The following is a 24,091-nucleotide window of genomic DNA, read 5'->3' on the forward strand; positions in this document are numbered from 1 at the left end:
GCGGACAAAGTCCGGGCGATCAGCCAGGCACCTGTCGAACTTTTCGTACAAAGCATTAAGAGAAGGATCCTCGTCATGAGCAACCTCCCCAAGATTGCCTGGATCGGCCTCGGAATCATGGGCTCCCCCATGGCCGAGAACCTCCTGAAGGCCGGCTACTCGGTCACCGGGTTCACCCTGGAGCAGGACAAGCTGGAGCGCCTGGCCGCCGCCGGCGGTACCGCGGCCGGCTCGATCGCCGAGGCCGTCAAGGACGCCGACGTGATCATCACGATGGTGCCCGCCTCCCCGCAGGTCGAGGCCATCTCCTACGGTGAGAACGGCATCCTCGAGAACGCCAAGTCCGGTGCGCTGATCGTCGACATGTCGTCGATCACCCCGCAGACCTCCGTCGACCTGGCGAAGAACGCAGCCGAGAAGGGCATCCGCGTCCTCGACGCCCCGGTGTCCGGCGGCGAGGCCGGCGCCATCGAGGCCGTCCTGTCGATCATGGTGGGTGGCGAGCAGGCCGACTTCGACGAGGCCCTGCCCGTCCTCGAGGCCCTCGGCAAGACCATCGTGCTCTGCGGCCCGCACGGCTCCGGCCAGACGGTGAAGGCCGCGAACCAGCTCATCGTCGCGGTGAACATCCAGGCGTGCGCCGAGGCCGTCGTCTTCCTCGAGAAGTCCGGCGTGAACCTCCAGGCCGCCCTGGACGTCCTCAACGGCGGTCTGGCCGGCTCCACGGTCCTGACCCGCAAGAAGGACAACTTCCTGAACCGCGACTTCAAGCCCGGTTTCCGGATCGACCTGCACCACAAGGACATGGGCATCGTCACCGACGCCGCCCGCAACGTGGGTGCCGCCCTGCCGGTCGGCGCGGTCGTCGCCCAGCTGGTCGCCTCGCTGCGCGCCCAGGGTGACGGTGGCCTGGACCACTCGGCCCTGCTCCGCGCCGTCGAGCGCCTCTCCGGCGCCCAGATCTGACCGGGCCGAGCCCTTCCCCCCGTCACCGGGGGGCCTGAGTTTCCGGATGGTGCCGGTGCTGACACCTGTCCTGTCGCGCCCAAGCGCCGGCACCGTCCGGATCACCTCTCTTCAACTTCGTTCAACAAACTGTTGACGTTTAGTTCTCGCCGAAATTAGGCTGTTCCGCATGACGGAAGACGCTTTCCGTCAGCAGTTACCCGTACGGAAGGTCACCATGTCGAAGCGCACGCTGACGACCGAGTCCGGCGCCCCGGTCGCCGACAATCAGAACTCCGCCACCGCCGGCGTCGGTGGCCCGCTCCTGGTCCAGGACCAGCAGCTCCTCGAGAAGCTTGCCCGCTTCAACCGTGAGCGCATCCCGGAGCGCGTGGTGCACGCCCGCGGCTCGGCCGCGTACGGCCACTTCGAGGTGACCGACGACGTCACCGCGTACACCAGCGCCGCGTTCCTGAACACGGTCGGCAAGAAGACCGAGACCTTCCTGCGGTTCTCCACCGTGGCCGACTCGCTGGGTGGCGCGGACGCGGTCCGCGACCCGCGCGGCTTCGCGCTGAAGTTCTACACCGAAGAGGGCAACTACGACCTCGTCGGCAACAACACCCCGGTGTTCTTCATCAAGGACCCGATCAAGTTCCCCGACTTCATCCACTCCCAGAAGCGCGACCCCTTCACGGGCAAGCAGGAGCCGGACAACGTCTGGGACTTCTGGGCGCACGCCCCCGAGGCGACGCACCAGATCACCTGGCTCATGGGTGACCGCGGCATCCCGGCGTCGTACCGTCACATGAACGGCTACGGCTCCCACACGTACCAGTGGACCAACGAGTCGGGCGAGGCCTTCTTCGTCAAGTACCACTTCAAGACGAACCAGGGCATCCGCTGCCTGTCGGGCGAGCAGGCCGCCGAGCTCGTCGGCTCCGACGCGAACTCGCACCAGACCGACCTGCTGCAGGCGATCGAGCGCGGTGTGAACCCGAGCTGGACCCTCTACGTCCAGATCATGCCCGCCGCCGAGGCCGCGGACTACCGCTTCAACCCGTTCGACCTCACCAAGGTGTGGCCGCACAGCGACTACCCGCTGCAGCGCGTGGGCCGTCTGGTCCTCGACCGCAACCCGGACAACGTCTTCGCCGAGGTCGAGCAGTCCGCCTTCTCCCCGAACAACTTCGTCCCGGGCATCACCGCCTCGCCGGACAAGATGCTCCAGGGCCGTCTCTTCGCGTACGCCGACGCCCAGCGCTACCGCCTCGGTGTGAACCACACCCTGCTGCCGGTCAACGCCCCGAAGGCGACGAAGGCCGAGAACTACGGCCGCGACGGTGTCATGGCGCTGCGCAACGGCTCGCGCCACGACAAGAACTACGAGCCCAACTCGTACCAGGGTCCGGCCGAGACCGGTCTGGCGCTGGGCGCCCCGAAGGCCGTCTCCGGCTACACGGGCACCCACGAGGCCCCGGCCCACACCAAGGACGACGACTTCTTCCAGGCCGGTGAGCTCTACCGCCTGATGTCGGAGGCCGAGAAGCAGCGTCTGGTGGCGAACATCGCCGGCGGTCTGTCTCAGGTCACCCTGGAAGACGTCATCGAGAAGAACCTGGCTCACTTCCACGCCGCCGACGCCGACTACGGCAAGCGCGTCGAGGAGGCCGTCCGCGCCCTGCGCGACGCCTGAGCCGAACAGCTGTACCGGGGGCCTGACGGGAGGTCAGGCCCCGGGTGCTGGCCCGAGCCGCATACCCGGATGAGGGGTGGTACGCGGTGAGGGCAGGACGAGGACCGTGGCGAGCGTGCGAGCCAGTGCGGTGGTAATGGGTTCCGAGGCCCGTCTCTTGACCTGAGGGAGACGAAGCCGGAGTTCTCGTCGCCCGCCCGCCACGGTCCCAGCCACTCCTCTTCCCGCAGGGGCCACGCACAGAGTCCCCTGCGGGTACCGAGGAGCCTCCTACTCCGCCCGGCGGTGCGAACGTCCTGTCGCGCCAGCCTCGCTCCGTCGGGCGGTCACAAACCAGAGCGCCGAGTCACGGACGGTCCCGTGACTCGGCGCTTTGTCGTTTCCCCTTACCGCTGCGGCCTGCGCGGTACGGAGTCCAGCAGCAGGCGGGTGTACTCGTGTTCCGGGGCCGAGAGCACCGAGGCGGTCGGGCCCGTCTCCACGACGCGGCCCGCGCGCATCACGACGAGCTCGTCCGTCACCGCCCGTACGACGCCCAGGTCGTGGGTGATGAACAGGTACGCCACCGGCGTGGCCGCCCTGATCTCGGCCAGCAGGTTGAGGATCTGGGCCTGCACCGAGACGTCCAGCGCCGCCACCGCCTCGTCCAGCACCAGGACCGCCGGCTCGGCGGCCAGGGCCCGGGCGATGGCCACGCGCTGGCGCTGGCCGCCGGAGAGCTCACGGGGCCGGGCCGCGGCCTCCCGCTCGCCCAGACCCACCCGGTCCAGCAGTTCGCGCACCCGAGGGCCCGGATCCCGTCGCGGGAAGTGCAGCCGCAGGGTCTCCCGGAGCACCTCCCCCGCCGTGATCCTGCGGTCCAGCGAGAGCAGCGGGTCCTGGAAGACCAGCTGGACCTCGCGTGCCCGGCGCAGCCGCGCCGCCCGGCCCCTCGCGGCCGGTTCGCGCACGCGGCCCCGTACGAGCACCTCGCCCGCGTCGGCGCGCTCCAGACCCGTCACGATCCGGGCGGTGGTGGTCTTGCCCGAACCGGACCCGCCGACGATGCCCAGTGCCCCGCCCGCCGGGACGGTGAAGGACACCCCGTCCACCGCGCTCACCTCTCCGTACGTACGGCACAGACCTCGGACTTCCAGCACTGCGGTCATGACGGCAGCTCCCCGTGGTGACAGGCCACGCCCGCGCGCGGGGCCGGGATCTCCCGGCCGCACAGGTCGGTGGCGCGGGCGCAGCGGGCGGCGAACGCGCAGCCCGTGACGGCGGTGCGCAGGTCCGGCGGCCGGCCCGGGATCGCGGGGAGCGGGCCGGGCGTGGCGTCGAGGCGGGGGGTCGCGTCGAGCAGCGCCCGCGTGTAGGGGTGGCGGGGGTGTTCGAACAGGGCGGCGGCCGGGCCGGTTTCGACGATCCGGCCCGCGTACATGACGTACACCCGGTCGCTGATGGCCGCGGCGAGTTCCAGGTCGTGGGTGACGAAGAGCAGCCCGCAGCCTTCGCGTGCGCGCAGGCGGGCGAGCAGGGCGATGATCTCGGCCTGGGTGACGGTGTCCAGGGCGGTGGTGGGTTCGTCGGCGAGCAGGAGCCGCGGGCCGGGCAGCAGGGCGGCGGCGATCATGACGCGTTGCAGCATGCCGCCGGAGAGCTCGTGGGGGTACTGGCGCAGGACGCGGGACGGGAGGCCCACCGCGTCGAGGAGCTCGGGCAGGCCGTCCGCCCGCGCGGTGCCGCGTACGGTCTCCGTGAGGAAGTCGCCGAGCCTGCGCAGGGGGTTCATCGCGGACCGGGGGTCCTGGAAGATCATCGAGACGGTGGTCGAGCGGAGGGCGCGCAGCCGGTCGGCGGGGAGGGTCAGGACGTCGTCCCCGGCGACCCGGACCGACCCCGAAAGGTCCGCGCCGGCCGGCAGCAGGCCGAGCGCCGCGCGTGCGGTGAGGGACTTCCCCGAACCCGACTCCCCCACCAGGGCTACGGTCTCGCCTGACCGGACCGTCAGGTTCACTCCGGCGAGCACGGGCCGGGCGTGGCCGGGCAGGGCGAGGCGGAGGTCCGCCACCTCCAGTACGGGGTCGATGGCGGGGTCGACAGCGGGGCCTTTCACGTGGTTCTCCCTGCGACCCGGTCGGCGAGGCGCTCGCCGACGACGTTGAAGGCGACGACGGTGAGGATCACCGCGAGGCAGGGGGCGAGCGCGGAGAGCGGGGCCCCTTCGAGGATGGCGGACTGGCCGTCGTTGATCATGGCTCCCCAGTCGGGGGTGAGGGGCGGGACGCCGAGGCCGAGGAAGGACAGGGCGGCCAGGTCGAGCAGGGCGTAGCCGAAGTTGACGGTGGACTGGGCGAGGACCACGGGCGCGATGTTCGGGACCAGGTGGCGCACGCAGATCCACGCTCCGGAGAAGCCCTGTACCCGGTAGGCGGCCAGGTACGGCTTGCCGGCCTCGGCGAGGGCGAGGCTGCGGGCGAGCCGGCTGACGAACGGGGTGTAGGCGAGGGACAGCGCGATCACGGGGGCGATCAGCCCGCGGCCGTAGAGGGAGACGAGCAGCATCGCGAGGAGCAGGCCCGGGAAGGCGAGCAGGAGTTCGCTGGGGCGGGAGAGCAGGGCGTCGAGCGCGCCGCCGCGCCAGGCGGCGGCGACCCCGATCACCACGCCGAGCAGGGTGGACAGGGCGACGACGCAGAGCGGGCCGAGGAGGGAGACGCGGGCTCCGGCGATCAGACGGGAGAGGGTGTCGCGGCCGCCGATGTCCCCGCCGAGCAGCAGTTCGGACGAGGGGTTCGCCAGGGAGGCGCCGAAGTCGACGGCGTTCGGGTCGTGCGGGGCGAGCCAGGGGGCGGCGAGGGCGACCAGGACGACGAGGGCGGCGAAGCCGAGGCTCGCGCGGTGCAGCCAGGAGCCCTGGGTGCGCGGTCTCTTGCGGGCCGCGGCGGCCGGTCGGAGCAGGAGGGCGGTCATGCGGTGCTCCTCGCGCCGAGGCGGACCCGGGGGTCGATGAGGGGGTGGACCAGGTCGACGGCCAGGTTGACGAGGACGAAGAGGGCGATGGTCAGCAGGGAGATCGCCTGGACGACGGGGAAGTCCTTCACGGTCACGGACTTCGCGAGGAACTCGCCGAGCCCGCCGAGGCCGAAGGCGGACTCCACGAGGATCGTGCAGACCATCAGTCCGGAGAGGGTGAGCCCGGCCTGGGTGAGGACGGGGCCCAGCGCGCCGCGCAGTACGTGGCGTCGTACGACGGTCCGTTCGGGGACGCCCCGGCTGCGGGCGACGGTGACGTGGTCCTGGGCGAACTGCTCCAGCAGGGCGGCTCTGGTCACGCGGGCCAGTACGCCGATGAAGGGCAGGGCCAGGGCGACGGCGGGCAGGGCGAGGTGGTGGAGGGTGTCGAGGAACCCGTCGCCGCTGCCGAGTACGGGGAACCAGCCGAGCCGCACCGAGAAGAGCGACAGCAGCAGGATCGCGGCGATGAAGGACGGGGTGGCGACGGCGGCGGAGGTGGCGACGAGGACGGCCCGGTCGGTGCGGCCGCCGCGGACGGCGCCCAGCAGGCCGAGCAGCAGTCCGCCGGCGAGTACCAGGAAGGCTGATATTCCGATCAGGGCGAGGGTGACCGGGACGCGCGCGGCCACCAGGTCCAGGACGTCGCTGCGGTACTGGACGGAGGTGCCGAGGTCCCCGGTGACGGCTCCGGCCAGCCACTTTCCGTACTGGACGAGGAAGGGGTCGTCGAGGTGGTACTGCTCGCGGATCGCGGCCAGCGCCTGGGGGTTGGCCCCGCGGCCGCCGAGCAGGAAGGTCTCGGGGCGGCCGGGGGCGAGGCGGACGGAGGCGTACACGAGGAAGGAGGCGGCGAGGAGGGTGGCCAGGAGTTCACCGAGCCGTCTGAGCAGGAAGCGGATCACGGTGCCCCCACTTCGGCGGCCCACGGGGCGTACATGTACGAGATCGTCGTGGGGGCGCCGGTGATGCGCCGGCTCAGGTAGACGCTGCCGGGGTATTCGGCCACCGGCAGGCACACGGCCTCGTCGGAGGCCATCTCGGCGAGCCGGGCCGTGAGCTCCGCGCGCCTGGCCGGGTCGTACTCGGCGGTCGCCTCGTCGGCCAGGGCGTCGTAGGCGGGTGAGCTGTATCCCGCGTAGTTCTCGAACTGGCCGGTACGGAAGTTCGCGTACATGCTCAGCGGGTCGGTGACGGAGAGGTAGTAGGTGTAAGGGAAGAGGTCGAGCCCCTTGCGCGCCTCCGGGTCGGAGAACAGCGCGGTGAAGGCGTCGGGTGCCACCGTGCGGATCTCCACGTCGAGGCCGATGCGGCGGCCCGCGTCCTGGACGGCGACGGCGAGGAGGGCGACGTCGGGGCCGAGGGGGCTGGAGGCGACGGTGAGTTTCCTGCCGCGGGCCCCGGCTTCGTCGACGAGGCGTTTCGCCTCCTCCAGGTCCCGGTGCACGGAACCGGGATCGGGCGGTCCGCCGCGCCAGGTCCCCTTGGCGACGAGGGAGCCGGTGGGGGTGGCGGCGCCGCGCATGGCTCCCTTGGCGAAGCCCTCGCGGTCGAGGGCGAGCATCAGGGCGCGGCGGACGCGGACGTCGGCGAGGGTGCCGCCGAGGTCGGCGACGGCGAGGTTGACGGTCGTGAGGCTTTCGCCGGAGTAGAGGTGGCCGTCGTCGGCGGCGCGCAGGCGGGACATCGACTCCGGGGGGACCGCGAAGGAGCCGTCGACCTCGCCGGTGAGCAGGGCGTTGGTGCGTGCGGCGGAGTCGGGCAGGAAGGCGAACGTGACGTGGCCGGCCTTGGCGCGCCTGCCCCAGTAGCCGTCGAAGCGGTCCAGGCGCAGGGAGGCGCCCTGTTCCCACTCCCCGAGCCGGAAGGGGCCGGTGCAGTCGAGGCCGCCGTCGGCGGTGCCGAAGGCCTTGCCCTGCTCCGCCATGGTGGCGGCCCGGGCCACGGTGCCCGCGGAGTTGGCCATGGCCTGGGGGAACAGCGCGTCGGGGGTGGTGAGGTGGACGGTGATCTGGAGCGGGCCGGTCTTCTCGACGGACTCGACGTTCTTGAAGTCCTCGACCCAGTAGGAGCCGAGCTCCGGGTCGAGGTGGCGGCTGAGGCTGGCGACGGCGTCGTCGGCGGTGAGGGTGGCGCCGCTGTGGAAGCGCACATCCGGGCGCAGGTCGTAGACCCAGGTAGTGGGGTCGGTCTGGGTGGCCTTCTCGGCGAGCCCGGGTTCGAGGGTGAGCTGCGGGGTCCACCGCATCAGGGATTCGCAGACGTTGGCGAGGACGGTGTTCTGCGGGTAGTCGAAGGCGTAGAGGTAGTCGAGGACGGGCGGTTCGGCGTACAGGGCCCAGGTGAATCCGTCGATGTCACCGCGGGCGGGGGGCGTCGCGGCGGAGAGGTGGAGGGCGGTGGGGCCGGCGCCGCCGGGCGGGGCCGCGCAGCCCGCGCCCGTGAACAGCAGGGCGAGGACCGCGGCGGCCGGGCCGGCCAGGCGGCGGCTGCGGGAGGGGATCGGCATGCACGCTCCTTGGCGGAGGGGTGTCCCGCTACGGGATGAGGGGTTCGGTGAGCTGCCCGTACAGCTCGGGGCGGCGGGTCTGCATCAGGCCGAACTCCAGCCAGTCGCGGCGCTGGTCGAGGTCGAGGTCGGCGACGAGGACGGCGGGGCGGTCGCGGGGGGCCCTGAGCATGACCCGGCCGTAGGGGTCGGAGATGAAGGAGGAGCCGTAGAAGGTGGAGCGGCCCTCGGTGCCTGTGCGGTTGGGCACGATCATGAAGAGCGCGTTGGCGAGGCCGTTGGCGGTGATGGCGTGCTCCCACAGGGGGCGGGTGTCGAAGTCGGGCAGGTCCACCTCGGAACCGATGGCGGTGGGGTGGACGAGTATCTCGGCGCCGTGCAGGCCGTAGGCGCGGGCGAGTTCGGGGAACCACTCGTCCCAGCAGGTGGGGAAGCCGAAGCGGGCGCCCTGGTGGGCGACGACCGGGAATCCGCTGTCGCCCGGGCGGAAGCAGAGGTCTTCGCGGTAGCCGGGGAAGGCGGGGATGTGGTTCTTGCGGGTCCGGGCTATCAGCTTGCCGTCCGGGTCGACGCAGACGGCCGTGTTGTAGCCGAGGCCGCCGTCCGTCGCGCGCTCGTAGAGCGAGGCGTGCACGGTGATGCCGAGGTCGGTGGCGAGCTCGGTGGCCAGGTGGACGGTGGGGCCGTCCTCGAGGTCTTCGAGGTGGCGGGCGGCGCCGTGTGCCATCGGGTCGTCGGTGGTGCAGAAGTACGGGCTGCGGGTGAGTTCGGGGAGGCAGACCATCGTGGCGCCTTCCCCGGCGGCGAGCACGACGCCCTCGCGCAGCCGGTCGTCGTGCTCGTTCTCGTCGGCGTACCAGCGCGTCTGGACCAGCGCGATGCGCAGGGGGCCGCGTTCGGCGGGCGCCGTGCGGGCCGGGGAGCCGAGCGGGGAGCCGTAGGAGGTGAGGAGTTCGTACGAGGTCACGCGCGCGCCGCCTTCGGGAGTTGCTGGGTGATGCAGTGGATCCCGCCGCCGCCGTACGCGAGGACCGGGGTCGGTACGCCGACGACCTTGCGGCCGGGGAGGGCGGCGGCGAGGACGGCGAGGGCCTCGGCGTCGCTCGTGGAATCGGGGTCGCCGCCGACGGGGACCACGCAACCGCCGTTGGCGAGGTAGAAGTTGAGGTAGCCGACCTCGACGGGGGTGCCCGCGACCTCGCCGTGGGTGGTCTGCGGGACGGGGACGATCTCCAGGGAGCGGCCCCGGGCGTCGGTGGAGGCCTCCAGGACGGCGAGGTTGGCGCGCATCCGGGCGTGGTCGGGGTGCGTGGGGTCCTCGGGGAGGGAGACGACCAGCTTGGCGGGGCCGACGAAGGCGGCGACGCCGTCCACGTGGCCGTCGGTCTCGGTGTCCTCCAGGCCGCCGTAGGGCAGCCAGATGACCTTCTCGATGCCGAGGCGGCGCTTCAGCTCGTCCTCGATCTCGGTGCGGTCCATCCGCGGGTTCCGGTTGGGGTGCAGCAGGCACTGCTCGGTGGTGATGAGCGTGCCCTCGCCGTCGACGGTGATCGCGCCGCCTTCGAGGATCATCGAGGAGTGGACGCGGGGGATGCCGAGCCGGTCGAGGAGGAGCGCGGCGAGCTTGTCGTCGGCGGTCCAGGGGTGGTGCTTCTCGCCCCAGGCGTTGAAGCGGAAGTCGACGCCGACGCGGTCGCCGTGCTCGTCGTGGGCGAAGATCGGGCCCGAGTCGCGCAGCCAGGAGTCGTCCACGGGCAGCTCGATGACCTCGATGCCGGCTTCGGCGCCGCAGGCGGCGATGGCCTCTTCGGCCCGGCCGGGCGCGGCGATCATGATCACGGGCTCGAAGTCGGCGATGGCGCGGGCGACGGCCGCGTACTCGCTCTTGGCCGCCTCGAAGGCCGGCCCCCACAACTCGGCGCGGGTCGGCCAGACCATCAGGCAGGCGTCGTGCTCGGCCCACTCGGCGGGCATTTTCGGACTCACTGGGTGCTCCCTCGCGCATTGGCGATCCTGACTGAAATTTCAGTCAGGATCGCGGAGACTGAAAATCAGGTCAGGATCTCGGGTGGGAGCTATCGTGGGACCTGACTGAAAGCTCAGTCAAGGGGTATCCGACCGAAAGGTGCGAGCAAGCGTGGCCGACCGCCAGTCGTTGATCTTGGAAGCAGCCGTACGCGTCATCGCCCGCAGTGGCGTCAGGGGGCTGCGCGTCGAGGAACTCGCGGCGGAGGCCGGGGTGTCCACCGCGCTGATCTACTACCACTTCAAGGACCGCGCCGGCCTGGTCCAGCGCACCCTGGCCTTCATCAGCGACCGCGCCACCGGCTACACCGACGAAGCCCTGAAGGACACCGAGGACGCCCGCGCCGCCCTGCTCCAGCTGCTGCTGAGCGAGCTCCAGGACATCCCCCGGGTCCGCGAGAACAGCACCGCCTGGGGCGAGTTGCGGGCCAGCGCCATCTTCGACTCCGACCTGCGCGAGACCCTCGCCGAGTCCACCCGTTCCTGGTCCCAGGACACCGCGGACACCATCTCGGACGCCCAGGCGGCCGGTCTCGCCGACCTGCGCGTCGAGCCGCTGGACGCCGCCGAGCGGCTCACCGCCCTGGTGGAGGGGCTCAGCGAGCGCTGGCTGAGCGGCTCCCTGACCCTGGAGCGCGCCCGCGAGCTGCTGACCGGCGCGGTGGACGCCGAACTCGGCCCCCGCCCGTAAGCACTGCGCGCCCGCAGGCACCGCCCGCCGCACCGCATACGAAGCGACCCCCGCCCCTCCTGACGGAGGGACGGGGGTCGCCGCGTACTGCTGACCTACTGAGCTACTGAGCTACTGAGCTTGCTGATCAGACCTTGAGGGCCTTGATCGCGGTCGGGGCGTGCCCCGGCTCGGTCGCGAGCTCCTCGAACTCGGTGACGTCGCTCATGTCGACCGTCTTGCTCATCGAGATGTTGGTGACGCGCTCCAGGATGGCCTCGACGACGACCGGGACCTGGAACTCCTGGGCCAGCTTCTTGGCCTGCTCGAAGGCGGCGCCCAGCTCGTTCGGGTCGGTGACGCGGATGGCCTTGACACCCAGACCCTCGGCGACCTTGACGTGGTCGACGCCGTAGACGCCGAGCTCCGGGGCGTTGATGTTCTCGAACTCGAGGTTGACCTCGAAGTTGATGCCCAGGCCGCCCTGCGCCTGACGGATCAGACCCAGGTAGGCGTTGTTCACCAGGACGTGGACGTAGGGGACCTTGTGCTGCGCGGCGACCGCGAGCTCCTCGATCATGAACTGGAAGTCGTAGTCGCCGGAGAGGGCGACGATCGGGGTCTCGGGGTCGGCGGTGGCGGCACCGATCGCGGCCGGGATGGTCCAGCCGAGCGGGCCGGCCTGGCCGCAGTTGATCCAGTGGCGCGGCTTGAAGACGTGCAGCATCTGCGCGCCGGCGATCTGGGAGAGACCGATGGTGGTGACGTAGCGCGTCTCCGGGCCGAAGGCCTTGTTCATCTCCTCGTACACGCGCTGCGGCTTCATCGGGATGTTGTCGAAGTGCGTGCGGCGCTGCAGGGTGGCCTTGCGCTCCTGGCCGGAGGCGGCCCAGGCGGAGAAGTCCGGGAGCTTGCCCTCGGCCTTGAGCTCCTTGGCGACCTCGATGAAGAGCTCCAGGGCGGCCTTGGCGTCGGAGGCGATGCCGAAGTCCGGGGCGAAGATCTTGCCGATCTGGGTGGGCTCGATGTCGACGTGGACGAACTTGCGGTCGCCGATGTACGCGTCGAGGTTGTAGCCGGTGTGACGGTTGGCCCAGCGGTTGCCGATGCCGAGGACGAAGTCCGACTCCAGGAACGTCGCGTTGCCGTAGCGGTGCGAGGTCTGGACGCCGACCATGCCGGCGCTGAGCTCGTGGTCGTCCGGGACGACGCCCCAGCCCATCAGGGTGGAGATGACCGGGACGCCGGTCAGCTCGGCGAACTCGACCAGCAGGTCGGAGGCGTCGGCGTTGATGATGCCGCCACCGGCGACGATCAGCGGACGCTCGGACTCCAGCAGGAACTGCAGGGCCTTGGCGGCCTGGGCGCGGGACGCCTGCGGCTTGTAGACCGGCAGCGGCTGGTAGGTCTCCGGGTCGAACTCGATCTCGGTCAGCTGGACGTCGATCGGGAGGTCGATCAGGACCGGGCCGGGACGGCCGGAGCGCATCAGGTGGAAGGCCTCCTGGAACACGCCCGGGACCTGCGCGGCCTCCAGGACGGTGGTGGCCTTCTTGGTGACCGGCTTGGCGATCGAGGCGATGTCGACGGCCTGGAAGTCCTCCTTGTGGAGCTTCGAGACCGGCGCCTGACCGGTGATGCACAGGATCGGGATCGAGTCCGCGATCGCGGAGTACAGGCCGGTGATCATGTCGGTGCCGGCCGGGCCCGAGGTACCGATGCAGACACCGATGTTGCCGGCCTTGGCGCGGGTGTATCCCTCGGCCATGTGCGAGGCGCCCTCGACGTGGCGGGCCAGCGTGTGGTTGATGCCGCCCACGTTCTTGAGCTCGCGGTAGAACGGGTTGATCGCAGCGCCGGGCACGCCGAAGGCTTGCGAAACGCCCTCGAGCTTGAGGATCTCCACTGCAGCGGCGGCGGCTGTCATACGGGGCATCGAGTTCTCCTGCGGGTCCGACGGTCAGGCTTTTCCGTAATCCGGAAGTTTTGTTCTGCTATACGGAACAAGCTAAGCGGCGGCTTCCCCCGGCGTCAAGGCGGTGGGGGACCTCGGATAGCACCAAAAGCCGCGTCTCGCTCCGTGACTTGCACAAATAGCGGGTGGACTCGCCCCGACGGTCGCCGGTGGTGGAGCATGGACCTACGGACAGCGACGGAGGGGGTCCAGGTCTCATGGCGGAAGCGGTACCGGTGCGCTGCCCGGCGTGCCTGCGCGAGAACGGCTACACGGTCCCGGTCTATCCCTGTGCCTGCGGGAGCCCGGTCCATCCCCCGCTGGATCTGGCCGCACCGCCCGAGCCGCTGACCCATCGGACCTGGTCGGAGAGCTGGGTGGCGGTGCGTTGCGAGTCCTGTGGGCGGGAGAGCGAGTGGCCGCAGCCCGAGGTGGGGTGCGCATCGTGCGGGACGGTGGTGCGGATGGCGGTGCACCCCGTACACCCGGAACCGGCGGCGAATCCGGCCGGGCCCGGGGGCGGCTCCGGGGTGGAGCCCGCGTCCGCCCGGCCGCCGCGGCCCGGTAAGAGGCCCGGTCAGAGGCCCGGCCCCGGTCCGGGCCCCGACGGGCACCGTGACGGACCGCTCGACCGGGCGCCGCTGCCGTCGGCCACGCCGGTGCCGCGCCCCGCGTTCCGCCCTGTGACCATCCGTACGGCGCGCGACGCGGTGGCCACCGCCGCGCTCTACCTGCGCTGGCTCGGCTTCCAGGACGTACGGCAGCCCGACGGGCGCCCGATCCCCTCGGCGGCCGTGGACCTGCGGGCCCCGGGGCTGGTCGCGCAGGTGGACCCGACCACCGCGCCGGCCGGGCTGCGGGCGGTGGAGTGCGTGTGGCTGAACGGGCTCACGGCTTCCGCGACCAGCGTCTACTTCTCCCTCGCCGGATACACGGAGGACGCCCGCACCCGCGCGGACGACCTGGGGATACCGCTGTTCGTCATGGACCTCACGGGCATGCCGCAGCCGGTCAACGACCCGGCGGACGAGCTGATCGGTACGGGCGCCTAGGCCCTGTCCGGGCAGTCGGCGGGATGGCCCGGCCGGGCGCGGTGGGCATCACCTACGCTCGGAGGCGTTATCCGCTTCCTGCCAGGAGAGCCCGATGAGCCTTTACGACATCCCGCTGACCACCCTGTCCGACGAGCCGACCAGCCTCGGGGCCCACAAGGGCAAGGCGATCCTGCTGGTGAACACCGCCTCGCAGTGCGGTCTCACCCCGCAGTACTCGGGCCTCGCCCGGCTGCAGTTCAAGTACGAGGAGAAGGGCTTCACCGTCATCGGCGTGCCCTGCAACCAGTTCGGCGAGCAGGAGCCCGGCAACGCCGAGGACATCCAGACCTTCTGCGCGGCCGGATTCGGCGTCACCTTCCCGATCCTGGAGAAGTCCGAGGTCAACGGCGAGAACCGGCACCCCCTCTACCAGGAGCTGGTGAAGGTCCCGGACGCCGAGGGCGCGGCGGGGGACATCCAGTGGAACTTCGAGAAGTTCCTGATCTCCCCCGCCGGCGAGGTCGTGGCGCGCTTCCGCCCGCGCACCGAGCCCGAGGCCCCCGAGGTCATCGCCGCGATCGAGGCGCACCTGCCCGCGTAAGCCTCGTAGCGCGCTCGTGCCTCTCGTTTCTCCAGCGGTTCTCGTTGCCCTCGTGAGCGAGCCTCAGTCGAGGTCGGCCTCGTCGTACTCCCCCGCCGCGCCGGCCGCGGTGAGCTCCCGCAGCTCCACCCGGCGGATCTTGCCGGAGACGGTCTTCGGGAGCTCGCCGAACTCGATGCGGCGGATCCGCTTGTACGGGGACAGCACCGCGCGGGAGTGCTCGAACAGTGCCCGGGCCGTCTCCGGCCCGGGCTCCCAGCCCGCGGCGAGGGTGACGTACGCCTTCGGCACGGCGAGGCGCAGCGCGTCCGGGGCGGGGACGACGGCCGCCTCGGCGACGGCCTCGTGCTCCAGCAGGGCGCTCTCCAGCTCGAACGGGCTGATCTTGTAGTCGGAGGCCTTGAAGACGTCGTCGGAGCGCCCGACGTAGGTGAGGTAGCCGTCGGCGTCGCGCGAGGCGATGTCCCCGGTGCGGTAGAGCCCGTCCGCCATGGCCTCCGCGGTGCGCTCCGGGTCGTCGCGGTAGCCGGTGGTCACCCCGGCGGGCCTGACGCGCAGGTCGACGCAGAGTTCGCCCTCGTCGGGGGACTCCTTACCGGTGACGGGGTCCAGGAGGACGATCTCGTAGCCGGGCGCGGGACGGCCCATGGAGCCGGGCTTGACCGGCTCGCCGGGGAAGTTGCCGACCTGCAGGGTGGTCTCGGTCTGGCCGAACCCGTCCCGGATGGTGACGCCCCAGGCCTGGCGGACCTTCTCGATGACCTCCGGGTTGAGCGGCTCGCCGGCGGCGACGGCCTCGCGCGGCGGGTTGGCGAGCCGGGTGAGGTCGGACTGGATCAGCATCCGCCACACGGTGGGCGGGGCGCAGAAGGTGGTAACGCCGTGCCGGTCCATCTCGTCCATCAGCCGCTCGGCGTCGAAGCGGGTGTAGTTGTGGACGAAGACGGTGGCCCCGGCGTTCCAGGGGGCGAAGAGGTTGGACCAGGCGTGCTTGGCCCAGCCGGGCGAGGCGATGTTGAGGTGGACGTCGCCGGGGCGCAGCCCGAGCCAGTACATGGTGGAGAGGTGCCCGATGGGGTACGAGGCGTGCGTGTGCTCCACGAGCTTGGGGCGGGCGGTGGTGCCGGAGGTGAAGTACAGCATCAGCGGGTCGGTGGCGAGGGTTTCGCCGTCGGGTGTGAAGGCGCCCCGGGCGGTGTGCTCGGCGTCGTACATGTCGGCCAGCCGCCGCCAGTCGGCGGGGACCTCCGGTCCCGCGGCGATCCGGGTGTAGGTGCCCGGTACCTCGTCGAACTTGGCGGTGTCCGCGGCGCGCGCGATGACGTGGCGTACGTGACCGCGCTCGATGCGGTCGCGCAGGTCGGCCGGGCCGAGCAGCGGGGTGGCGGGGATGACGACGGAACGCAGTTTCATCGCGCCGAGCATGACCTCCCACAGTTCGCGCTGGTTGCCGAGCATGACCAGGACCCGGTCGCCGGGCGCGACGCCCTGCTCGCGCAGCCAGCCGGCGGCCGTGTCGGACCGTACGGACAGTTCCTGGAAGGAGACGGCCTCGCTGCTGCCGTCCTCCTCGACGATGCGCAGGGCGTCGGCGGTGTTCCCGGCGGCGATGCGGTCGAACCAGTCCAGCGCCCAGTTGAAGCGGTGGGGGCGGGGCCAGGTGAATCCGGCGCGGGCACCCTCGTAGTCACCGCGGCGGTCCAGCAGGAAGTCCCGCGCGGCCAGGAACTGGGCGGCGGCGCTGCTGTGCGTGGGGTCGGTGCTGTCGCCGGTCTCGGTGTTCGCGCTGCTCTCGGTCGTCATGCCAGGCATCGTGCCGCGTGGGGCGTACGGACCACCAGCGCTGCGTCAGCCGTGGATTGACGCGAAGCGTACGGAGACCTTGCCCGGCTCTTCGGTGCCGTCGGCGGTGCCCTCGGTACTCTCGGGGCTTTCGGGGCCGCCCATCGCGCCGAGCATCAGCTCGCCCTCGGCGGCGATCTCCTCCTTGCGCGCCGCGGAGGTCTCCTGGAACAGCTGCACGGTGAGGGTGTTCCCGTCCCGCTTCCAGAGGCCGGCGAGGAATCCGTCGACGAGCAGGGTGCAGTGGGCCTGGTTCCCCGTCCAGGTGCGGCCCTTGATCTCGGGGGCGACCACGCGGGTGCGGTCGGCGTGCGAGAGCAGGAGGTTGTCGAATTCGGGGAGGAAGCGGGGCGGCGCCGGGGTGTCCGCGTCGGGCCGGGGCGCGTCGGGCAGATCGAAGAGCTCCACGCCGTTCTCGTCCCGGAAGACGGCCAGACCGGGGCGCAGCCGCTCGAAGGCCTCGCGCAGCCGGGTGAGGCCGGCCCAGATCTGCATGTCCTTCACGGAGGCGGGCCCGAAGGCGGCGAGGTAGCGCAGGACGACCTCGTCCACGGGCTGCGCCTCGCCGGCGGGCCGCCCGAGCCAGTTCTCCACGGTGGTGAGCCGGACCTGGCCGCTGCGCCCCCACACGCCGCGGGGGGTGACCTGGACCAGCGGCAGCCGGCAGCGGGCGGCGACTGAGAGGGACTGCGGGTCGGCGTCGGGCCATTCCTTGAGCAGTTCCTCGCGGAGCTCCGCCATGGTGCGCGGTTCGGCGTCGACGAAGGCGCGGGCGAGTTCGGCGAGCCGTTCCAGGTCCACGCCGGCGAGCCCCTTGCGGAAGTAGTTCACCTCGCGGTCGCGGGCGGGCTGGACCAGGGGCCGCAGCGTCAGGGCGTCGTCCGCGGTGTGCGTGTGGATCGTCGACCGCATGGTGACCATCCGGACCACCTCCCGGGACTCCATGAGCCCGGCCAGCTCGGCGGGGCGGAAGCCGGCGAGGCGGGCGTGGAGCTGGAAGTAGGGGGGTTTCACGTTCTGCGCCTGGAGTCCGAGGAGGTGCCCGACGGCGTCACGCGCGGACATCTCGGCGCGGCTCAGCAGGAGCTGGCGGGCGAGCGTGGCACGGTTGAGTGCGCGGTTGTCGAGTACGGGGTGCGGTGTCCTGGAGGCCATGACAGCAAGCTAGCCCTCCTTGCGGACACGTACTGTCCTCATCTCGGAGGTCGGCGGCGAGTCCGTGCACGGAACGCCCGTATATCCTGCACCTTGCCCGTAAACAGACGTTCGACCGGGAGCTGACCTGCGATGTCGGAGCGCCCAGACCGCCGCCCCTCGCCTCCGTCCGCCGGAAAGCGCGCGGGATGGCGTCGCCCCGCATCCCCGCCCGCCACTCCCCCGGCCGGCCCCCCGGCCGCCCCGCAGCCCGCACCGCCGGTTCCCACGCCCCCGAACCATCGCAGCGTGATCGACTCGGCGGTCTACCGCGACGGCCGCCGCGTCGCCTCCCCCGCCACCCTGGCGGACACCTTCCGGAAGCTGCACGAGGAGCCGGACGGCATGGCCTGGATCGGCCTGCACCGCCCGACCGAGCCCGAACTGCATTCGCTCGCCGCCGAGTTCAACCTCCACGAACTCGCCGTCGAGGACGCGCTCGAGGCCCACCAGCGCCCCAAGCTGGAGCGCTACGGCGACACCCTCTTCGTCGTCCTGCGCGCCGCCCGCTACCTCGACGCCCAGGAGGAGGTGGACTTCGGCGAGCTCCACATCTTCGTCGGCCCGGACTTCCTGATCACGGTCCGGCACGGCGGCGCCCCGGACCTCTCCAGCGTCCGCCGCCGCATGGAGGAGAACCCTGAACTCCTGTCCCTCGGCCCGGAGGCGGCCCTGTACGCCATCCTCGACGCGGTGGTCGACGGCTACGCCCCGGTCGTCGAGGGCGTCCAGACCGACATCGACGAGATCGAGACGGAGGTCTTCCGCGGCGACCCGGCGGTCTCCCGCCGCATCTACGAACTCTCCCGCGAAATGGTCGAGTTCCAGCGCGCCACCCGCCCCCTGGTCGGCATGCTCCACGGCCTGATGGCGGGCTTCGCGAAGTACGGCACGGACGAGGAACTCCAGCGCTACCTCCGCGACGTGGCCGACCACGTCACCCACACCAGCGAACGCGTCGACGGCTTCCGCCAGGCCCTGACGGAAATCCTGACGGTGAACGCCACCCTGGTCTCCCAACAACAGAACGCCGAAATGCGCGCCTTGGCCGAGGCCGGCTTCGAACAGAACGAGGAAATCAAGAAGATTTCCTCATGGGCTGCCATTTTGTTTGCTCCCACACTCGTCGGAACGATTTACGGCATGAACTTTGAGTCCATGCCCGAGTTGGGCTGGACCTTCGGATACCCCTTGGCGATCTGCCTCATGGGGATGGTCTGCGTCAGTTTGTACGTAATTTTCAAGCGACGGGACTGGCTCTAAGCCCCTCGCGTGACGCTCAGGCGTCCTTCGCACTTCGCTTTCGCATCACTCACAGATCGACCCAGAAGCGTCCGTGGGGGGGTTCTGGGGGGAATAGATGTGGGTGATCTCCTCACCCTGCCCCGGCAAGCCTGTGACCAGCCCTTTTTGCGCGTCGGCGCGCCCTGGGGGAATCTGGGGAGAAACGAAGGGCAGTCAGCGCCTTGCGCCCGCCGCAACGAGCCTGCCCGGGGGCATGGGCAAGCTCCGCTACGTCGTCGAGCAGACCTTCGCCCTGCTCCACCAGTTCAAACGACTCGCCGTCCGATGGGAACGCCGCACCGAGCACACCACGACGCGTTCGTCTCCCTCGCATGCAGCCTCATCTGCTGGCGGCGACTCAAGAAGCACCGATCATGATCCTGTTACGGGCCCTAAGCAGGGTGTTGGGCACAACCATTTGTCCAGTTCGGAGCCGCCGGTCCACCGGGTCGGGGGCGGATCGTCCTCGGCGTTGCCGGTCCGAGCTGTGAGACCGGGCCGGGGTGCCTGCCGGGCAGCACGAAACCCCGAGACCATGACGGGACTCGGGGTTTGTGTGCACTGCGCTGACTCACGTTCAACGACCGTTACCCCGCAGACGTCACTTGCGAAGCGGCACAGCCGTACTCGTCTGACCGGGCCGATGGTGGCCGACCGCACGGTCACGGTCAGTGCGGGGACGGCGGGTGTGCCGTCGGGGCACAGGTGGCAGCCCGCCGCGGCCGCCGCCGGGTGCGGCCGGTCGCCGGGGTCGGACGGGAGCGGGGGAGGAGTTGTCACCCGGGCCCAACGAGCGGCACCACCGGTGGCGTCACGCGGTGGTGGACGGGAACAAGCTGTCCAGCGCCAGGACGGGCACCTACTGATAGACGCTCCGAGGTGGCGCTCCTGGCCGCGACCCCGGCGGCAAGGACCAGCCCGGGCGTGTCACGGGGTCACCGGGTCCGGTGAGACGGTGCGACCGCGTCTCGGAGAAAAAAGATTGAGGCGGCAACCTTTCCGCTCCGAGTGGCCACTTAGGGGTGTACCGACGAAGACGAGCCGTGGTCAGCGGCGCTACGCCCTCTGTGTCAACACCCCCGATCGGAGCCCCACGTGTCACCAGACAACCCGAGATCCGCCGAGCAGCAGATGCCTCGGGAGCGCACGCCCCGCCGTAGCCGGATGCGCCGGCGCTTTGTCGCGGGGGCGGTGGCGGTGCTCGCCGCCTCGGCCGGTGTCGGCGCCCTGGCGCCCAGCGCGGGCGCCGCGGAGACCGTCGGCATCAAGGTGGACGCCGGTACCTCCTTGGGCACGGTGCCCAGCAGTGGTGTCGGCCTCAATCTGGGCTTCGGCGACGAGCACATGGGGGACGCCAATGTGACCTCGCTGATGAAGGCCGCGGGAGTTCGGCAGCTGCGCTATCCCGGCGGTTCCGGCGCGGACGAATACCACTGGAAGACCCACACCTCCGGCGACGGCAAGGGCTGGATCCCCTCCAACACCAACTTCGACCGCTTCATGGACATCGCGAAGAAGGTCGGCGCCCAGCCGATCCTGACCGCGAACTACGGTTCCGGCACCGCCCAGGAGGCCGCCGACTGGGTCAAGTACTCCAACGTCGACAAGGGTTACGGCGTTAAGTACTGGGAGATCGGCAACGAAGTCTACGGCAACGGGCACTACGGCAACGGCAAGGGCTGGGAAAGAGACGATCACGCCGACAAGAGCCCGAGGGAGTACGGGAAGAACCTGGTCGCCTACTCGAAGGCGATGAAGGCCGTGGACCCGACGGTGAAGATCGGAGCGGTGCTCACCACCCCCGGCGGCTGGCCGGACAAGGAGAAGGCTCCCGGTGACACCGCCGACTGGAACAACACGGTGCTCTCCATCGCGGGAAGCTCGATCGACTTCGTCATCGTCCACTGGTATCCGGGCGGCACCACCACGGCCGACCTGCTGAACACCCCCTCCCGGATCGCCGCTACCACGTCCGAGCTGCGCTCGCTGATCGCCAAGTACACGGGCTCGCGCGCCGCTTCGGTGGAGATCGCGGTCACCGAGACCGACGCCGTCGGCTCGCCCGCCTTGACCAGCCAGGCCGCAGCCCTGTTCGCGCCGGACACCTACATGACCTGGTTCGAGCAGGGCGCCACCCACGTGGACTGGTGGAACCTGCACAACGGCACGGACCAAGCACCCACCACCGTCCACGGCCAGACCGACTACCAGGACGGGGGCATTCTCTCCGCTGGAACCTGCGCCGGGGGGAAGTGCCAACCGCCGCGCGACACAACCTTCCCCACCTACTGGGGCATCCGCTCCCTGACCGCACTGGCGCAGCCTGGTGACACCATAGTCAAGTCGTCCTCGGGCAACTCGTCGGTCACTGTGCACGCGGTGCGGAGCAGCAACGGCGGTCTGAACGTCATGCTGACCAACAAGAGCCCGGAGAACGCGGCGGAGGTGTCGCTCTCGTACGCCGGATTCACCCCGGCCGCAGGGGCGGTCACGACCGTTTCGTACGGCAAGGGAGATACCGCCCTGACGACGGCGGAGCGGGGCACGGCGGTCGCACAGACGCTGCCGCCGTACTCGATCACGACTCTTCAGCTGAAGCCCGCGTCGGGGACCGCCGGCGCTGACAAGCCGACGCCCGCCCCCACGCCGACCGCCCCCACGCCGGTTGTCTCCGCCTCCGGCACGACCGGCACCCGTGCGCAGGCGGAGAAAGGCATACCCGTGGGCCAGCCGACCCCGAGCAGCACGTCCGGCGACCTGGCTTCCACCGGGGCGGGCAACGCTGTCACGTACAGCGCCATCGGTGGCCTGCTGGTCATCGCTGCCGGCAGCGTCCTGGTGCTTCGCGGACGTCACCGCAAGGCTTTGCACGGGAAGTGAGACCGCGTGAGTGACCGACGGCCCGGCAGCCACGCCACCCACCCGTGGCGTGCGCGCCGGGCCGTCGGCCTCCGCGCCGGCGTCGGCGGTCAGGTAACAAACAAGGCCGGGGTCGTTGACCTGGACCTGGCCTACCTCGGCACCGGTCCCGGCCCGTGAGGCGGCCCGCAGGCGGCTGCGTTCCGAGCCACCGTGGAACTGCCGCGTGAGGACTTCGCGATCTTCGGGGACCTGGCGGTGTTGCCCGCCTGGCGGGGTCAGGGCATCGAACGGCGACTCCACGACGCCGTTCTGACCTTCCGGGACGAGACCGGGTCGGTGCTGTTCGCAGACTCCACCGATGCCACCACGCGGGGCATCTACCGGAACTGGCGCTACGTCTGGCGCACCGCAGGAGGCAGCGCCGATCGCTGCGCCCCGCCCCGCTGCTGATCTCCGGCCTGTTGCAGACCGGTAGCGCCGCCCCGGACACGTCCGTGGGCGCCACCTGCACCACCGGCGCCGACGGTGTCTGCACCGCGACCGTCCCGCTGGGGAGCTACTACTGGCAGGAGACCAAAGCACCGCACCGCTGGGAGCACTCCCATTCGTAGGCACATGAAGCCAGCCCCGCGCGGTGCGCGTCAAGACACGCGCCCGCGTTCACCTTCCGTAACCGGACTTCCCCCTGCCCCACCGCGTACGGTCGACGGGCCCGTCCGGGTCGATCTCCCCACGGACACCGCCTGGTCCCTTCGGGTTCACCCCGAAGGGACCAGGCCGGCGTTTCCCAACGGCCGTGAAGCCAAAGGTCCGAGCCGACCCCCGTCAGTAGCCGACGTGGAACGTGGCGTCGGCCTTCTCCGTGGTGGTGGCGATCGGGTCGATGCGCAGGACGTAGCCAGTGTGCCGGATGTAATGCGTCGGGAAGTTGTGCGAACGGAAGGACGACCAGGAGGAGTCGGCCAGGCCGGCGGTCCTGTGGAACGTGGCGTCCGCGGCGAAGGTCGCGGTGCCGTCGTTCTCTTCCAGCCGCAGGTCGTAGTTGGAGTGCCGCAGGTAGCGGGTCGGGAAGTCGACCGACTGGAAGGACACGCCCGCGCTGTCGGCCAGGCCGCGTACGAGCTTCCACTGCGAGTCGGTGTACGGGTCGAACGGGTAGATATCAATCCGGCCGACGGAGTTGGCATGACGGACGTAACGGTCGGGGTAGTTGTAGGACTTCAGCCGGTTCCAGGCGGGGCTGCCCCACTTCGCCACGAGGTTGTCGTACTCGGTCGTGGTGATCGTCGCGATGGTGCAGTGCTTGGAGTTGAGGGGCTGGGTGTAGTCGCGCTGGTCCAGCGCGGTCCAGGTGCCGGCGGCGAGGTCGTTGCTCTGCCAGGCGTAGAAGACGCCGTTCGGCGTGTAGGTGTCGCCCCACAGGTACCAGGATCCGGAGGTCAGGGACTTCACCAGGGTCGGCGCCTCGGTGCCGCCGTGGGCGGCCGCCGTGCTGAAGGGCGTGAAGCTGCCCGGCTGCAGGGTGGTCGACCGCGCGCCCACGAGGGCCTGGTCCCTCCCCCTGTAGTAGAGGTAGTTGACGCCGTTCACGCCCACGGCGAGGTTGCCGTCGATGATGTCGTAGCCGGGGTCGAAGAAGACCTGCGGGGACGTCACCGTCTGGAAGTTGGTGGTGTAGTTCACCATGAGCACGTTGTGGCCGCTGGCATTGACCGACGAGTAGATGATCCCGTACTCGCCGCGGCCGGCGTCCCAGAACGCCTCGGGTGCCCAGCTGTGGGTCACCATGTCGTGCAGCTTCAGCCGGCGGTAGCCGGTGAGGGTGCGCAGGTCCGCGGAGTCCCAGACGTGGATGTACTGGCTGTTGTAGCCCCAGTCGGTGCCCTTGAGGTCGGTGGCGAGGACGACGAAGGTGCCGTCCTGCTTGCGCATGATGAACGGATCACGCAGACCGCCCGCACCCGCGGTCGGGGTCACCACGGGGTTGTTCTGGTTGAGCGGCATCCAGCGCAGGCCGTCGGTGCTGACCGCCAGGTGCAGGCCGTAGTCGGCCTCCAGCATGGTCGCGGACTCGGTGAAGTAGCCCATGACGTAGGCCGCGTCCGCGGCGTAGGCGGGCCGCGCGCCCAGGGCCAGCGTTCCGGACAGGGCCAGCGGGACGGTGGCGGCCATACCGAGGAACAGGCGTCGCGACGGGTGGGGGCCGGAGCCGGTTGTTGCGGTCATTTGCGCTCCAGGGTGCGTGGGGGGCGGGCGGCCGTTCTCGGCAGTCACGGCATGCACCGTCGCAGTGCTGGGCGGGGGCGCCCGGACCACGGGATGCACGGGTCCCGCGGGTGGTCGCGGACGTTGCGTCCCGGGGCGGGAGGTTGCTGCCCGTTCCGTGGAGCCCAGCCCGTCGGGAGTGCGGGACGGTGGAAGCAGGATCGAATGTTAGCGCTAACAATCAATTTAGCCAGGTCACGCGGTAGATGAGAGCGG

General features: G+C 70.6%; 21 protein-coding genes. 10 read left to right on the forward strand and 11 right to left on the reverse strand.

Going from position 1 to position 24,091, the window contains the following annotated elements; genetic code table 11:
* Positions 1-75 precede the first annotated feature (75 nt).
* A complete protein-coding gene (locus OHA89_RS08710; RefSeq protein ID WP_215145739.1) occupies positions 76-966 on the forward strand; it encodes a 2-hydroxy-3-oxopropionate reductase in 891 nt (296 codons plus the stop codon).
* Between the two features lie 217 nt (positions 967-1,183).
* Positions 1,184-2,641, forward strand: a complete 1,458-nt coding sequence (locus OHA89_RS08715; RefSeq protein WP_215145841.1) for a catalase — start codon at positions 1,184-1,186, stop codon at positions 2,639-2,641.
* Positions 2,642-3,027: 386 nt separating this feature from the next.
* Here OHA89_RS08715 and OHA89_RS08720 read toward each other — a convergent pair whose 3' ends face one another.
* Genes OHA89_RS08720 through OHA89_RS08750 form a run of 7 tightly spaced genes read right to left on the reverse strand, consistent with a single transcriptional unit; the run spans position 3,028 to position 10,130 of the window.
* On the reverse strand, positions 3,028-3,789 hold the full coding sequence (locus tag OHA89_RS08720; RefSeq protein ID WP_406365817.1) for an ABC transporter ATP-binding protein: 762 nt from the start codon (positions 3,787-3,789) through the stop codon (positions 3,028-3,030).
* Positions 3,786-4,736 carry an ABC transporter ATP-binding protein gene (locus tag OHA89_RS08725; RefSeq protein WP_266613989.1) on the reverse strand — a complete coding sequence of 317 codons (951 nt, stop codon included), beginning with the start codon at positions 4,734-4,736 and terminating at the stop codon, positions 3,786-3,788. Before OHA89_RS08725 ends, OHA89_RS08720 begins: the two co-directional genes overlap by 4 nt.
* A complete protein-coding gene (locus tag OHA89_RS08730) occupies positions 4,733-5,593 on the reverse strand; it encodes an ABC transporter permease (protein ID WP_406365818.1) in 861 nt (286 codons plus the stop codon). The genes OHA89_RS08725 and OHA89_RS08730 overlap by 4 nt, the downstream gene beginning before the upstream one ends.
* Positions 5,590-6,540: an ABC transporter permease gene (locus OHA89_RS08735; protein WP_257553519.1), complete on the reverse strand. Its 951-nt coding sequence runs from the start codon at positions 6,538-6,540 to the stop codon at positions 5,590-5,592. Before OHA89_RS08735 ends, OHA89_RS08730 begins: the two co-directional genes overlap by 4 nt.
* The gene (locus OHA89_RS08740; RefSeq protein ID WP_266613993.1) at positions 6,537-8,144 is read right to left on the reverse strand and encodes an ABC transporter substrate-binding protein; all 1,608 of its coding nucleotides are present in this window, start codon (positions 8,142-8,144) and stop codon (positions 6,537-6,539) included. The genes OHA89_RS08735 and OHA89_RS08740 overlap by 4 nt, the downstream gene beginning before the upstream one ends.
* Positions 8,145-8,172: 28 nt before the next feature.
* Positions 8,173-9,111, reverse strand: coding sequence for a nitrilase-related carbon-nitrogen hydrolase (locus OHA89_RS08745; RefSeq protein WP_406365819.1), 939 nt, complete (start codon positions 9,109-9,111; stop codon positions 8,173-8,175).
* Entirely contained in the window at positions 9,108-10,130 is a 1,023-nt protein-coding gene (locus OHA89_RS08750) for an agmatine/peptidylarginine deiminase (RefSeq protein WP_266613997.1), read from the reverse strand. The genes OHA89_RS08745 and OHA89_RS08750 overlap by 4 nt, the downstream gene beginning before the upstream one ends.
* 151 nt (positions 10,131-10,281) lie before the next feature.
* Here OHA89_RS08750 and OHA89_RS08755 point away from each other — a divergent pair, with 151 nt between their 5' ends.
* Positions 10,282-10,860, forward strand: coding sequence for a TetR/AcrR family transcriptional regulator (locus OHA89_RS08755; RefSeq protein ID WP_266613999.1), 579 nt, complete (start codon positions 10,282-10,284; stop codon positions 10,858-10,860).
* 127 nt (positions 10,861-10,987) lie between these two features.
* Here OHA89_RS08755 and gcl read toward each other — a convergent pair whose 3' ends face one another.
* Positions 10,988-12,775 (reverse strand): glyoxylate carboligase, encoded by a 1,788-nt coding sequence (gene gcl, locus OHA89_RS08760; RefSeq protein ID WP_406365820.1) that lies wholly within the window; start codon positions 12,773-12,775, stop codon positions 10,988-10,990.
* A 236-nt stretch (positions 12,776-13,011) separates the two neighbouring features.
* Here gcl and OHA89_RS08765 point away from each other — a divergent pair, with 236 nt between their 5' ends.
* Together OHA89_RS08765 and OHA89_RS08770 are read left to right on the forward strand one after the other, a co-directional pair.
* A complete protein-coding gene (locus OHA89_RS08765; protein WP_406365821.1) occupies positions 13,012-13,845 on the forward strand; it encodes a hypothetical protein in 834 nt (277 codons plus the stop codon).
* Between the two features lie 94 nt (positions 13,846-13,939).
* A complete protein-coding gene (locus tag OHA89_RS08770) occupies positions 13,940-14,428 on the forward strand; it encodes a glutathione peroxidase (RefSeq protein WP_266614003.1) in 489 nt (162 codons plus the stop codon).
* Positions 14,429-14,491: 63 nt separating this feature from the next.
* Here OHA89_RS08770 and OHA89_RS08775 read toward each other — a convergent pair whose 3' ends face one another.
* On the reverse strand, positions 14,492-16,231 hold the full coding sequence (locus tag OHA89_RS08775) for an AMP-binding protein (protein ID WP_406365822.1): 1,740 nt from the start codon (positions 16,229-16,231) through the stop codon (positions 14,492-14,494).
* A 45-nt stretch (positions 16,232-16,276) separates the two neighbouring features.
* Positions 16,277-17,425, reverse strand: coding sequence for a winged helix DNA-binding domain-containing protein (locus OHA89_RS08780; protein ID WP_266614006.1), 1,149 nt, complete (start codon positions 17,423-17,425; stop codon positions 16,277-16,279).
* A 132-nt stretch (positions 17,426-17,557) separates the two neighbouring features.
* On the opposite strand from OHA89_RS08780, the gene OHA89_RS08785 reads away from it, so the two are divergent.
* The 5 genes from OHA89_RS08785 (at position 17,558) to OHA89_RS08805 (ending at position 22,221) form a co-directional block, all read left to right on the forward strand.
* Complete coding sequence (locus tag OHA89_RS08785) at positions 17,558-18,727, forward strand: magnesium and cobalt transport protein CorA (protein WP_406365823.1); 1,170 nt, start codon at positions 17,558-17,560, stop codon at positions 18,725-18,727.
* A gap of 1,185 nt (positions 18,728-19,912) precedes the next feature.
* Positions 19,913-21,628, forward strand: a complete 1,716-nt coding sequence (locus OHA89_RS08790; RefSeq protein ID WP_406365824.1) for a cellulose-binding protein — start codon at positions 19,913-19,915, stop codon at positions 21,626-21,628.
* Between the two features lie 6 nt (positions 21,629-21,634).
* Positions 21,635-21,787 (forward strand): hypothetical protein, encoded by a 153-nt coding sequence (locus OHA89_RS08795; protein ID WP_266614050.1) that lies wholly within the window; start codon positions 21,635-21,637, stop codon positions 21,785-21,787.
* A 33-nt stretch (positions 21,788-21,820) separates the two neighbouring features.
* Positions 21,821-22,060, forward strand: coding sequence for a GNAT family N-acetyltransferase (locus OHA89_RS08800; RefSeq protein ID WP_406365825.1), 240 nt, complete (start codon positions 21,821-21,823; stop codon positions 22,058-22,060).
* A gap of 11 nt (positions 22,061-22,071) precedes the next feature.
* Positions 22,072-22,221, forward strand: a complete 150-nt coding sequence (locus OHA89_RS08805; protein WP_266614052.1) for a prealbumin-like fold domain-containing protein — start codon at positions 22,072-22,074, stop codon at positions 22,219-22,221.
* Positions 22,222-22,435: 214 nt separating this feature from the next.
* On the opposite strand, the gene OHA89_RS08810 is transcribed toward OHA89_RS08805, so the two are convergent.
* The gene (locus OHA89_RS08810; RefSeq protein WP_266614053.1) at positions 22,436-23,836 is read right to left on the reverse strand and encodes a glycoside hydrolase family 43 protein; all 1,401 of its coding nucleotides are present in this window, start codon (positions 23,834-23,836) and stop codon (positions 22,436-22,438) included.
* Between the last annotated feature and the right edge of the window lie 255 nt (positions 23,837-24,091).

The sequence above is a fragment of the Streptomyces sp. NBC_01546 genome (genome assembly GCF_045208355.1).
Classification (GTDB): Bacteria; Actinomycetota; Actinomycetes; order Streptomycetales; family Streptomycetaceae; genus Streptomyces.

What these genes read in the sequence shown, in the direction of transcription:
- OHA89_RS08730 (WP_406365818.1), bottom strand. Translation starts at nt 5,593, where the DNA reads ATGACCGCCCTCCTGCTCCGACCGGCCGCCGCGGCCCGCAAGAGACCG.
- OHA89_RS08720 (WP_406365817.1), bottom strand. Translation starts at nt 3,789, where the DNA reads ATGACCGCAGTGCTGGAAGTCCGAGGTCTGTGCCGTACGTACGGAGAG.
- gcl (WP_406365820.1), bottom strand. Translation starts at nt 12,775, where the DNA reads ATGCCCCGTATGACAGCCGCCGCCGCTGCAGTGGAGATCCTCAAGCTC.
- OHA89_RS08710 (WP_215145739.1), top strand. Translation starts at nt 76, where the DNA reads ATGAGCAACCTCCCCAAGATTGCCTGGATCGGCCTCGGAATCATGGGC.
- OHA89_RS08740 (WP_266613993.1), bottom strand. Translation starts at nt 8,144, where the DNA reads ATGCCGATCCCCTCCCGCAGCCGCCGCCTGGCCGGCCCGGCCGCCGCG.
- OHA89_RS08780 (WP_266614006.1), bottom strand. Translation starts at nt 17,425, where the DNA reads ATGGCCTCCAGGACACCGCACCCCGTACTCGACAACCGCGCACTCAAC.
- OHA89_RS08770 (WP_266614003.1), top strand. Translation starts at nt 13,940, where the DNA reads ATGAGCCTTTACGACATCCCGCTGACCACCCTGTCCGACGAGCCGACC.
- OHA89_RS08765 (WP_406365821.1), top strand. Translation starts at nt 13,012, where the DNA reads ATGGCGGAAGCGGTACCGGTGCGCTGCCCGGCGTGCCTGCGCGAGAAC.
- OHA89_RS08715 (WP_215145841.1), top strand. Translation starts at nt 1,184, where the DNA reads ATGTCGAAGCGCACGCTGACGACCGAGTCCGGCGCCCCGGTCGCCGAC.
- OHA89_RS08775 (WP_406365822.1), bottom strand. Translation starts at nt 16,231, where the DNA reads ATGACGACCGAGAGCAGCGCGAACACCGAGACCGGCGACAGCACCGAC.
- OHA89_RS08790 (WP_406365824.1), top strand. Translation starts at nt 19,913, where the DNA reads ATGCGCCGGCGCTTTGTCGCGGGGGCGGTGGCGGTGCTCGCCGCCTCG.
- OHA89_RS08810 (WP_266614053.1), bottom strand. Translation starts at nt 23,836, where the DNA reads ATGACCGCAACAACCGGCTCCGGCCCCCACCCGTCGCGACGCCTGTTC.
- OHA89_RS08785 (WP_406365823.1), top strand. Translation starts at nt 17,558, where the DNA reads ATGTCGGAGCGCCCAGACCGCCGCCCCTCGCCTCCGTCCGCCGGAAAG.